Origin of the sequence: Metabacillus endolithicus (genome assembly GCF_023078335.1) — a bacterium.
Classification (GTDB): domain Bacteria; phylum Bacillota; class Bacilli; order Bacillales; family Bacillaceae; genus Metabacillus; species Metabacillus endolithicus.
This window is the reverse complement of record NZ_CP095550.1, coordinates 205,354-218,022: the sequence shown is the minus strand read 5'-3', so window position 1 is coordinate 218,022 and position 12,669 is coordinate 205,354. Positions and strand designations below refer to the sequence as shown.

Annotated in this window: 9 protein-coding genes; all 9 read left to right on the top strand. The window is 33.1% G+C overall.

What is annotated here, in order from left to right:
* Positions 1-249: 249 nt before the first annotated feature.
* On the top strand, positions 250-1,059 hold the full coding sequence (locus MVE64_RS28035) for a DUF5107 domain-containing protein (protein ID WP_425593977.1): 810 nt from the start codon (positions 250-252) through the stop codon (positions 1,057-1,059).
* Between the two features lie 7 nt (positions 1,060-1,066).
* Positions 1,067-3,595: a DUF5107 domain-containing protein gene (locus tag MVE64_RS01125; RefSeq protein ID WP_425593976.1), complete on the top strand. Its 2,529-nt coding sequence runs from the start codon at positions 1,067-1,069 to the stop codon at positions 3,593-3,595.
* Positions 3,596-3,660: 65 nt separating this feature from the next.
* Positions 3,661-4,992: a beta-galactosidase gene (locus MVE64_RS01120; RefSeq protein ID WP_247342932.1), complete on the top strand. Its 1,332-nt coding sequence runs from the start codon at positions 3,661-3,663 to the stop codon at positions 4,990-4,992.
* Complete coding sequence (locus MVE64_RS01115) at positions 4,989-5,990, top strand: hypothetical protein (RefSeq protein ID WP_247342930.1); 1,002 nt, start codon at positions 4,989-4,991, stop codon at positions 5,988-5,990. Before MVE64_RS01120 ends, MVE64_RS01115 begins: the two co-directional genes overlap by 4 nt.
* Positions 5,991-6,089: 99 nt before the next feature.
* Positions 6,090-7,619, top strand: coding sequence for a response regulator transcription factor (locus MVE64_RS01110; RefSeq protein WP_247342927.1), 1,530 nt, complete (start codon positions 6,090-6,092; stop codon positions 7,617-7,619).
* Complete coding sequence (locus MVE64_RS01105) at positions 7,616-9,361, top strand: sensor histidine kinase (RefSeq protein ID WP_247342924.1); 1,746 nt, start codon at positions 7,616-7,618, stop codon at positions 9,359-9,361. Before MVE64_RS01110 ends, MVE64_RS01105 begins: the two co-directional genes overlap by 4 nt.
* 75 nt (positions 9,362-9,436) lie before the next feature.
* The gene (locus tag MVE64_RS01100) at positions 9,437-10,753 is read left to right on the top strand and encodes an ABC transporter substrate-binding protein (RefSeq protein ID WP_247342922.1); all 1,317 of its coding nucleotides are present in this window, start codon (positions 9,437-9,439) and stop codon (positions 10,751-10,753) included.
* A gap of 64 nt (positions 10,754-10,817) precedes the next feature.
* Positions 10,818-11,774, top strand: coding sequence for a carbohydrate ABC transporter permease (locus tag MVE64_RS01095; RefSeq protein ID WP_247342920.1), 957 nt, complete (start codon positions 10,818-10,820; stop codon positions 11,772-11,774).
* Positions 11,771-12,577: a carbohydrate ABC transporter permease gene (locus MVE64_RS01090; protein WP_247342919.1), complete on the top strand. Its 807-nt coding sequence runs from the start codon at positions 11,771-11,773 to the stop codon at positions 12,575-12,577. The genes MVE64_RS01095 and MVE64_RS01090 overlap by 4 nt, the downstream gene beginning before the upstream one ends.
* Positions 12,578-12,669 lie beyond the last annotated feature (92 nt).

Genomic DNA, 12,669 nt, shown 5'->3' with positions numbered 1-12,669 from the left:
TTCTCTCACTACATAATCAGGTAAAACTAGAAGTCGTTCTAATTCAAATCCATCAGGTTTCTTCTTTTTCTCCAAATTGTCACTCCTAACGAAAATCAGAAAATAGTAAGCTTCTTTCCCTTTTTATAAGAGTAGATTTAGTCATATATTAATAGCAAATCAGAAAATAGTCCATTATAAACCGAATTTCGTTAATTGTATGAAATGCTATATGAAAGTATTGTAAGAACATGAGGAGGAGGGAGTTTAGTGAAGAACGAACAAAAAGTTCATTTATGGGAAGAAGCACGACAAATCCCTACCTATGAGGTAGGGGAACCAAATAAGAATCCAATGTTTCTTGAAAAAAGAGTGTATCAAGGTAGCTCTGGAAAGGTATATCCTCATCCAGTAATAGATAAGATACACGACCAGAAAAAACTAAAATCGTATAACCTCGTAATAGTAGAAAATGAATATTTACGTATTGAAGTAATGCCAGAATTGGGTGGCCGTATATACAGAGCATTAGATAAAACGAATAATTACGATTTCGTTTATTACAATACAGTTATTAAACCAGCACTTGTTGGATTGGCAGGTCCATGGATTTCTGGAGGAATAGAGTTCAACTGGCCACAACATCATCGTCCAAATACTTATGGACCAGTTGAATATAAATTAACAGAAAATGATGATGGAAGTGCTACGGTATGGGTGAGTGAAATAGATAGAATGTACGGCACAAAAGTAACAGCTGGTTTTACCCTACATCCTGGGAAAGCATACTTAGAAATAAAGGCACAGCTGTATAATCGCACATCACAACCTCAAACATTTCTTTGGTGGGCCAATCCAGCTGTTGCAGTAAATGATCATACACAATCTGTCTTTCCGCCAGATGTTCATGCCGTTTTTGATCATGGTAAGAGAGATGTATCACGCTTTCCAATAGCAACCGGCACTTATTATAAAATGGATTATTCAGAAGGAGTAGATATCTCTCGTTATAAAAACATCCCAGTTCCAACTTCTTATATGGCTTACAAATCGGATTACGATTTTGTTGGGGGGATATGATCATAACTTGCGAGCAGGTTTGCTTCATGTAGCGGATCACTATATTTCTCCGGGGAAAAAGCAATGGACTTGGGGGAATGGTGACTTTGGAAAAGCTTGGGACCGCCAATTAACGGACGATGATGGTCCATATATTGAGTTAATGACCGGTGTGTTTACTGATAATCAGCCGGATTTTACATGGCTACATCCTTATGAAGAAAAAAGATTCACCCAATATTTTATGCCTTATAAGCATATTGGACTGGTGAAAAATGCTTCAAAACATGCTGCTGTGAATTTAGAAGTAGATTCTTTATTAAATCAGGCTACTATTCATGTTTACGCAACATCAAATTATAAGGGTGCAACTGTCGAGTTAAATGGTAAGAAACGATCTTACTTAAATGAAAAAATTAATATATCTCCAAATCAAACATATAGGGTCCATATTCAAATAGATCAAAGTGAACTTGAACATGATTTATTTTTGACTGTCAAAGATGAAAAGAAGCAATTATTAGTTTCATATCAACCAGCAAAAAAACAAATAGAAGAAATACCAAAACCGGCAAAATCATTACCCTCTCCACAAGAATTAACAACGACAGAGGAATTATATCTTGCAGGACTACATTTAGAGCAGTATAGGCATGCTACCTTGGAGCCTGATGAATATTACTTAGAAGGGTTAAAAAGAGAACCAAAAAATATCAGAATTAACGTGGCCTACGGAACATTGTTGTTTCGGAGAGGATTATTTAAAAAGAGTGAAGAATGTTTTAATAAAGCTATTGAGTTATTAACCTGGAGAAACCCAAATCCATATGACAGTGAAGCCTATTATCAGCTTGGTCTATCACTCAAGTTACAAGGAAAATTAGATGAAGCATACAGTGCCTTTTATAAATCCGTTTGGTCATCGCATTGGCAAGAATGTGGATATTTTTCCCTAGCTCAAATTGAGTCAACTAAAGGATTGTATCAACGAGCATTAGAATTTATAGAAAAATCCTTAGTTCGCAATAGTAGAAATTTTAAAGGGCGTCACTTAAAAACAATGTTACTACGAAAAACCGGTTCTTTAAAAGAAGCAGAACGTTTTGCTAAAGAGACGATCATGATGGATATTGCAGATTTTGGAGCTTATTATGAACTCTATTTAGTTTATTTAGAATTAGGAAATTCTAACGATGCTCACTCTACCATATCGGAACTTGAAGTTTTTATGAGAGGTGATTCTCATAATTTCTTAAATTTAGCTGCTGATTATGAAGAATGTGGAGCTTATGAAGAAGCAATACAAATTTTAAGTCGATTAATCCCAAAAGTTGTAAATGAGGGAAATCCAATTATTTATTATTCTTTAGGATATTTGTATTCAAAACTAGGTCAAGAAGAGAAAGCCCAGCTTTATAGGATCTCTGGTAACTTAGTTTCATCTGATTATTGTTTTCCGAATAGCTTATTTGAGTTGCTTGTGCTAGAGACTGCTATTAATGCAAATCCAAAGGATAGCAAGGCTTGCTATTATTTAGGCAATTTGCTTTATGATAAAAAAAGGTATAAAGAAGCAATATCACAATGGGAAACCTCAAGGGATATAAACCCTGGTTTTGCAACCGTACATCGAAACCTTGCTATTGCCTACTATAACCAATTACAAGATGAAAATATTGCCCTAATTTCTTTACAGACAGCATTTGATTGTGATCCTTCTGATGCAAGGGTATTGTATGAATTAGACCAACTACATAAGAAATTAGGCTATTCACCAGAGAAAAGATTTCATCATTTAAATAAGCATTTACCGTTAGTTGAATCAAGAGATGATTTGTATATTGAATATGTTACGATCCTAAATTGCCTAGGTTATTATGAGAAAGCATTAAAATTACTCGAAAGGCGTATCTTTCATCCATGGGAAGGGGGAGAAGGAAAGGTAACAGGGCAATATGTATATGCTCATATTGAGCTTGGAAAAGATTATCTTCAAAAAAGACAGTTTGTAAACGCTTTAAAAACTTTTAAGAAAGCTCTTATCTATCCTGAAAATTTAGGTGAGGGAAAACTTGCTGGTGCACAAGAGAATAATATTTACTATTACCTAGGTTGTGCTTATGAAGGGTTAAAAGATGAACACAGTGCTGTCGAATCTTTTACAACTGCATCAAAAGGATTAGATGAACCAGCAAGTGCCCTTTATTACAATGATCAGCCAGCGGATATGATTTTCTACCAAGGTTTAGCTTTACAAAAATTAAAGAGGTTTAAAGAGTCAAAAAGTCGTTTTAATAAGTTAATAGATTATGGAGAAAAACACTTATTTGATTCTCCTAAAATAGATTATTTTGCTGTTTCGCTTCCAGACTTTTTAGTATTTGATGAAGATTTAAAAAAGCGGAACGAAATTCACTGTCGTTACATGAGGGCACTTGGATTAATTGGATTAAATCAACATCAACAAGCTATTGAGGAATTAAACATTGCATTAAAATTTGATGCAATTCATCAAGGAGCTTTAACTCATAAAAAATTATGTGTTGTTGAGAACTAATATAGTAGTTGCTGTGGAAGATCCTTCACAGCGACTACTGATTGAATGAAGTGGGAGATGAGTAAATGCAGGAATACGAAATTAAAGTAAAAAATGGTAAGAAAAATATTTTCTCAAGCAAAACTAAACTTGGAGGTTCAAATCTAAACGGAGATAAGATAAGTTTAACAAATTATTATATGGAGAAAAATAATCAGCCTTTTATCGGAATATGTGGTGAATTTCATTTTAGTCGCTATCATCATGCAAAATGGGAAGATGAAGTGATTAAAATGAAAATGGGCGGAATAAATGTGATCGCAACCTACATCTTTTGGAATCATCATGAAGAAGAACAGGGTATTTTTGTATGGGAAGAAAATAAAAATGTAAGAAAGTTTGTTGAAATTTGTGCAAAGCATCAACTTTATGTCATTTTAAGAATTGGACCATTTGCACACGGAGAGGCGAGAAACGGAGGCTTACCAGACTGGCTTTTCGGTCGACCATTCGATCTTCGTTCAAATGATGAAGCTTACTTAGTTTATGTAAAAAGACTTTATGATGAAATCGGAAAACAAGTAAATGGATTATTATTTAAGGATAATGGTCCCATAATTGGTACACAGCTAGAAAATGAATATGAACATGCTGGTGCGCCTTGGGAAATTACCGCTGGAACAAGTAATGAATGGCTTTCTGCAGGTAGGGATGGAGATTCTCATATCTTAACTTTAAAAAAACTAGCTATCGAAGCGGAAATTGAGACTCCGCTCTATACGTGTACTGGATGGGGAGGGGCAGCTGCACCTTCTGATGAAGTGCTCCCTCTATGGGGAGGATATGCTTTTTGGCCGTGGATATTTTATGGAGATGTGAAAGAACATCCACCTACGCCTGAGTATATTTATCGGGATTTTCATAATAATGAAAAAGAAAATTATGGGTTTACACCTACTTACCAAGCTGAAGATCTTCCATATGCCTGCTGTGAAATGGGAGCCGGAATGACTAACTTTTATCATTATCGATTTAAATTACCATATGAGAGTGTAGATGCAATGGCTAATATAAAGGTTGCAGGGGGATGTAATTTTATTGACTATTATGTATTCCATGGTGGTACAAATCCTGTAGGGAAAACATTCTTAAATGAGAATGCCACTCCTAAAATTTCCTATGATTATCAGGCGCCCATAGGAGAATTTGGACAAATTAGAGAATCATATAAAAGATTAAAACGATTACATTATTTTTTATCTACATTTGAAAAGGATTTTAGTAAAACACAAACTATACTTCCAGATGTGTGTGATAGTTTAAACCCAACTGATACTGAGTCATTGCGTTATGCGGTTAGAGCCATGAAAACACAGGATTTCTATTTATCAATAATTACCAGGATCATGTTGAAATGAAAGACAAACATGATATCCACATTTCCATGCGACTTAACAATGAAACTATAAATTTACCTAAAAATGGTGATTTATCAATTGCTAAAAATACAAGTTGTATTCTACCATTTAATTTGGAAATTGATGGAGCAATCTTAAAGTACTCAACAACTCAACTAATGACGAAACTTGAACATAATGGTGAAAACTATTATTTTTTCTTTACTCCTAAAGGCATGAATGCCGAATATTGCTTTAGTCGGGAAAATATCAAAAATATTGACCTAAGTGAGGGAGAAATTGATTGGGATAATGAAGTAGTAATTAAGCTAGCAAATCAAGAAACCCATGTTATCGATATCACCCTAAACTCACATACAAAACTTCATATTATTACTCTATCTGATGAAATAAGTCTGAATTTTTGGAAATGTAAAATAGAGGATAATGAACAGATTGTTATAACAAATACCACTTTCCTTTTCAGCGATAACAAGATGAGATTTGAGTATAGTAATGAACAAGATAAAGTTGATTTAATGTTTTTCCCACCTTTGAAGAAAAAACTATACTTCCAAGAAGAGCCACTTGAAAAGGCTGGGGATAATGGGTTTTTTGATGAATATCAAATAATAACAAAAACAAAAGATATAGAATTAGATATTAAGATGGTTGGTACATCAAAAGCAAAAATTGACTTTACATCAAATCCGTTTAACGAAGTAAAAGAGTATCTCCTTAACATTGAATACCTTGGAGATATTGGCTATGCATTTATAGACGGGAGATTAATTCATGATAATTTTTCTAATCATGATATCTGGCAAATAGGACTGAAGCAATATTATCAAGAACTGATGAATAAGGGAATGTACCTTTATGTATCACCGGTAAAAGAGGGCAGTTATGTTAAATCTGATTCACCAATGGCTGCTAGAGCAGAGATTAACCATAACCACTCAGAGATTAAGTCAATAACAGCAACTGCAATATATGAGTTAGAGCTCGAAATAAAATAATCATCCAGAAAAGCTTTGCGTAAGCTAGTGTTCATTTTACAAGAAATGACCATTAGCTTTTTTCAGGTAGCTGATTTCAAACGTGAAAAGGGGAGCGCGATGATAAAAGTAATGATCGTTGATGATGAGGTATTAGCAATTGACCATCTTAAGAGTCTGTTGAATTGGCAAGATTTTGGATTTGAAATTGTTGGGGAAGCTTTCTCTGCGAAAAAGGCGATGGAGCTTGTTCGTTTGTCTAGTCCTCAAGTTATATTCATGGATATTAGAATGCCTGTAGTTGATGGTTTAAGTCTAAGTGAAAAGGTCCTGGCACTTAACCCGAACATTAAGATTGTCTTGCTTACCTCGCACAGGGATTTTGAGTATGCTAAACGAGCAATAAATATTGGTATTTCACATTTTTTACTAAAGCATGAGATGAATAAAACAAGCTTAGCAAAGGAGCTAAAAAAAATATACGAAGAATTGGTAGGAGAAGAGGAGATAGCCAGATCAATAAAAAGTCAGAGTATAAGAGATTTATTGTTTTTTGGTAACAAGACCGCAATAAATAAATTTTACCCGAAAGAATATAAAGGGAAATTTCTTATTTTTTACCTAAAGGTAGATGTTCCTTATCCCATCTTTGATGAAAGATTCTTCATAAATTTGGATTTGCAAAGTAAGAATCTTGAAGATCTAAACGAATATTCAGAAGAGCTAGAGTTTATTGAAGTTATTCCTATTGACAAAGAAAAAGCAGTATTACTATGTAGGACGGAAAAGAGATATACGGATGGAGATTACCGGAAAATTATATATCAAACAGCATTAAAACTACAACGTGATGTCATGGGCGATGTTTCTGTTTCGATCTTGATTTCGCCCTTATTTAACCACTTAGAACATTTACCAGAAATCTATAAACAATGTGAAGAGAAATCAACAGCACTAGTTTTGTTTGATAGAGGTACAATAATTAATTCACAGGATATCATTCTTTCTGAGATTGATATTCAAGAGAATTGTAGGAAAGTTGCAAGGGTATTAAATGAAAATAATGATGAATTTATCCCGATGATAAGAGATGTATTTGAGTTAGTGAAAGTCAACTTTCACCCTACCTTATTAAAGTTTGTATGTAAGGAATTAATTAGTAGGTTAGAAAGATTAAGAAATCAATATCATTTGCCGAGTTATTTAGATATGGAAGTAATGAATGAACTACATGTATATCAGGTATTTACTTTAGAGGAAATTAGTCAGTGGATGAGTAATGAGTATAGAAAAATAACATCTACTTTATACAAAGCGAACTACTCCGCTAAGGTTGAACTGACGTTAAGGTATATTCACAAAAACTATCAAAGGGATTTTACTATTAATGAGATTGGTGAGGCTCTTTCAATAAGCGGGGATCATCTGCGACATGTGTTTAAAAATGAAACAGGCAAAACAATTTTAGACTATTTAACTTGGTACCGAATCGAAGAATCTAAGAAACTTCTACAAAAAGAAGAATATAAAATATATGAAATTGCTGAAATGATTGGGTATAAGACCAGTCAATATTTTAGTATAGTATTCAAAAAAATGACCGGAGTAACACCTAAGGATTATAAAGAAAGTTTGAGCCAAAGAAGATGAAGTTAAAAACAAAAATCTTATTAGTGGTTGCAATTATTATTTCTTCTTCCTTATTATTAAGTGGAATTTTTATTTATTCCTATTTTAGTGAAATTCTAATTCAACAAGTGAAAGAAGATGAAAGTGCAAAGCTAGAAGAACGAGCTGAGAGCATTCAATCCCTCCAAAATGATATTAAGCAATTTTCTCAATATATTCTTGTTGATCATGAAATACAAGATAAAATAACTTCGCTTTATTCTGCTGAAAGTATCTATGAAAAAATCTTAAATGAAGAATGGTTAAGTAATGAACTAAAGAGCTATTTATTACTTAATGATTATCTTGATAGCATTATTTTGGTTAGTGAAGATGGAAATGTTATTTCATCTAAGTCAATTCAAAATGATTATTATATAAATACTTTAAAGGAAAAATGGTTCAATTTATTTCTGAAAAGAGAAGTTTATAGTGGCTTTTCAGAAGAGCATTTACTAAAAAATAACCAGCAGGAAAAGAAAGTTATTAGCTATATTGTTAAATTCAACCCCCTTTTAAATCCTGATAGTAAACTAAAGTACCTTATTGTAAATATTGATACAAATCATCTTTCAAGTATTTTAAAAGATGAAACGAGAGACGATATCTTTTATTTATTTGACTCACAGAATTCACTGCTATATCCGAGAGAACATGATGAGAAAGAAATAAGTTCTTTTATTAGTGAAAATTCTAAAGCTATAAAAATAGTCGAAAATACTGATGAAATTATGATTATTAATCCCCATATGGAAGATAATTGGAAGATTGTTTCGGTCAATCAAAAAGAAGCAATATTAGAGAAAGTGAATTTTGTCTATTATTTCATAGCAGGGGTAACCATTTTAAATATTATTTTGATCATGATTGTCTTAACGCCGATGATCTTAAATATATCAAAACCAATCTCCACATTAGCTCGTGCTATGAAAGAAGTATCTAAAGGTAAGTTAGAGACCTTTGTAGATATTAAAAGTGGTGATGAATTTGAAGTTTTGGGCGAAGGTTTTAATTATATGGTAAAAGAATTACAGAAATATATTGAGCGTTCAATTGAAGATGAAAAAATAAAACAGAGGTTACACATGGATTTGTTAATATCACAAATAAATCCACATTTTATTTATAATACGTTAAATACAGTCATTTATATTGCTCAAAAACATGGGAATGAGGATATTGTAAAAATAACAGAATCCTTCATAAGTCTTTTACAAGATACCGTGAAGTATGGAGAAGGCGGATACTTTGTAACGGTTGAGGAGGAAGTAAATAATGTCAAAAACTATCTTATTATTCAAAATTATCGTTATCCTAATCGATTTGAAGTAATCTGGCAATTGGATAGTGACATATTGAATGTGAATGTACCACGGACAATTCTTCAGCCATTGGTAGAGAATGCTTTGTTTCATGGTATTATTCCAGATAATAAATACGGAACAATATTAATTAAAATATCTTCTGATACCAACATCTTGCAATTAATCGTTAGTGATGATGGAGTAGGAATGTCTAGTAAACGGTTAAAAGAGGTCAAACTAGGTAAGACGTCAAACCAAACTTTTTCGAGTATGAGGAGTATAGGGTTATCGAATATTAAGGATCGTGTACTAAGTTTTTATGAGAATAAATCGGAATTTACTGTTGAAAGCTATGAGGGTGTGGGTACGAAAATTACGATGAAAATTCCCTCTTTAGAATCACCGGATTTTATACAATAAAACCGATTTGTTGTATTTTGTAAGCGTAATCATAGTGTTAATATCAACATTGTAAGAAAAAGGGGGAGTGAGTTTATGTCAACGAAATTAAGAAGAAAATGGTTTGCTTTGATTACATTTGTCCTATTAATAAGTTTAGTAGTCGGATGTAGTGGCTCAAATGAAACCAATAGTCAGTCACAGAGCGAAACAGAGGGTGATGAGCTAAAAGGTACGATTACAATGTGGGGATGGGATACAAACTACATTGAAGTTGTTAGCAAAGAATTTAATAAGGTATACCCTGACATTAAGATTGAATTAACCAATGTTGCTGCTGAAGATTACTTACAAAAAGTGCAAACAACCTTAGCATCAGGAGGAGAATTGCCTGATATTTTATGGGGTGAACGAAACTATAGAGGAAAAATCTTTGAACTGGATATTTGGGAAAATCTTGAGGAAGAGCCATATCAGTTTGATAAAACACTAGTTTTCGATTATTTAGATGAATTAACAACAAATCCAAAAGGTGAAGTCATAGCACTAGAACAATCACTAACACCTGGTGCTTTAGCTTATAGAAGAGATTTAGCAAAAGAATATTTTGGTACAGATGATCCAAAAGAATTAGAAGAAATGTTTCAATCGATTGATGATTTTATAGAAAAAGGAAAAGAAGTACAGGCTAAAAGTGGTGGAGAAGTTTATATGTTTTCAAGTTTAGGAGAACTAAATGAAATATTCACAGCTCAAAGCCAAAAACCACTTATGGATGGAGAAGTGGTTGATGTTTCAGGAAAAATGGGAGAAGTAATTGAGAATGTTGTAAAAGTAAGAGATGCGGGAATCGTTGATAAGTTAGAGATCTGGTCTCCTCAATGGAATGCTAGCTTCGCAGATGGAAAGCATATATTCTTTCCTGCGGCAAACTGGGCTCCACAATACGTAATTAAGCCGAACGATAAGGATGGAGAGGGTAGATGGGGATTAATGAAACCTCCTGGAAATGCGTATTCTTGGGGAGGTACAGTATTTGGTATTTCAAAGGATAGTAAAGAAAAAGAACTCGCTTGGACATTTATGAATTGGTTGTTGTTGACAAAAGAAGGAGCAGATGCGAGTAAGCTAGTTAATTTTTATGTACCTCTAAAATCAGTATATGATGATCCAGAATTTGCATCATCAGAAGATCCTTTCTTCAACAATCAAGATGTTGGTAAGTTTTGGATGGAAGAAATTGTTCCTGAATTAGAAGTTCCGCAAATCTCAGCGAGTGATTCAGTTGTAAAGGATGCGACAAACTTAATTCTTAATCTCTTAAACTCTGATTCCGATGTTGATGCTGATGAGGCCATTACTAAGTTAAAAGATGAAGTTAAGGCAAAACTTCCTGACAAGGAAATAAAGTAAAAATTATAAAGGATCTAGTCTATCTTAACTAGGTCCTTTTCTTTTAGGTAAGGAGGTCATTAAAATGGAGAATAAACCAAACGTTCGATCAGAAAGTACTGTTACTCAAAATGTATCAAGATCTAGAAGATTGACAATAAGTATAAAAGCTTGGCCTTACTTGTTTTTAAGTCCCTTTTTACTATTTTACCTAGCATTCAATATTTTTCCTATCATCTATTCATTCTCTATTAGTTTTACTAATTGGGATGGTTTTAGTGAGAAAACCTATATCGGACTTGATAATTATATACGTGTTTTTACACAAGATCCCTCATTTTGGAAATCAGTTTGGAATACGTTACTAATCATGTTAATGTCGACTCCCTTTGTGATTATATTTGGTTTATTGTTGGCCGTGTTTCTATTTAATATTACGAAGTGGAGATCCTTCTTTCAAACGGTAAATTTTATCCCATATATTACAACACCTGTTGCAATCGGATTAATATTTGCGTTTTTATTCGACTGGTCCTCAGGTACTGTAAATAATCTTTTAATGAGTACAGGCTTAATTGAAGAAGGGATAAACTGGTTAGGTGAACCTATGTATGCAAGGATTGTTGTGGCTCTAATGATTATTTGGAAATATACTGGATATCACATGGCCATTTATTTAACCGGATTAAGTACAATCCCTCAGGAACTCTATGAAGCAGCAAAAATGGATGGCTCCTCGGCTGTTAATACCTTTTTTAAGATTACGATTCCATTATTGGCTCCAATTACGATGTTTTTAGTGTTAACAGATATTATAGGTGGATTACAAATGTTTGATGAGCCGAAACTGCTATTTACAGATACAGCTGTAGGAGGGCCGGAACGCTCTGTGTTAACAGCTATATGGCATTTTTATGATACTACTTTTGCAACTTCGAGATTTGGCTATGGTGCTGCAGTTTCATTCTCATTGTTTTTAATCATTATGATCTTTACATTAATAAGCTATAAATTTATGAATAAAAAGGGGTCTTACGAATGAGGAAGGTTTTTACAGCTAGTGGATTAGTTGCTGTTTCATTATTAAGTATTATGCCTTTTTATGTACTCATTATGATGAGCACACAGGTTACAGAGGACATCTTTAAAGGGAAGATGTTTTCACCCGGAAATTACGCATTTGAAAATTTAGCAACTGTTTTAAATAGTAACTTTTTCAATAGCTTTCTAAATAGTGTATTTGTTTCAGTAACTTCAACCATTTTATGCGTTTTAATCTGTACAATGACTGGATATTCGCTGGCAAAGTATAATTATAAATACAAAGCACTGTTTTATGCATTTATTGTTGGCACGATGATGGTGCCAACTCAAATCGGATTAATTGGTTATATAATGGAAATGAGATTCTTTCAACTAAATAACACGTTAATTCCCTTAATACTAATATGGATAGCGAATCCCTTTGGAGTTTTTTGGATGGTACAATATATTAAAACTGCTGTACCACAGGATATTATAGAGAGTGCTAGAATAGATGGGTGTAATGAATTAAGGATATTTATCCAAATTATATTACCAATTGTTAAACCAGCAATGGTCACATTATCGCTAGTCATTTTTTTATGGTCATGGAATAATTACCTGTTACCGTTAGTCATGATTAATAAAGAGGAGCTCTTTACAATTCCTCTTAGTATTCAATCGCTAGGAAACTACTATAGAACAGATTATGGAGCAAGAATGATGGGATTGCTAATAGCGATTATCCCATTAATTATATTGTTTATCTTTGGGTCAAAAAACTTTATCCGGGGATTAACTGCAGGAGCGGTAAAAGAATAGTAATAATTTGTATAAAGAGGCTGACTCTATAGAGAGTAAGCCTCTTTTATAATTCAATAAAGAAATAGGGACTCTTAGTACAGATATCCAAA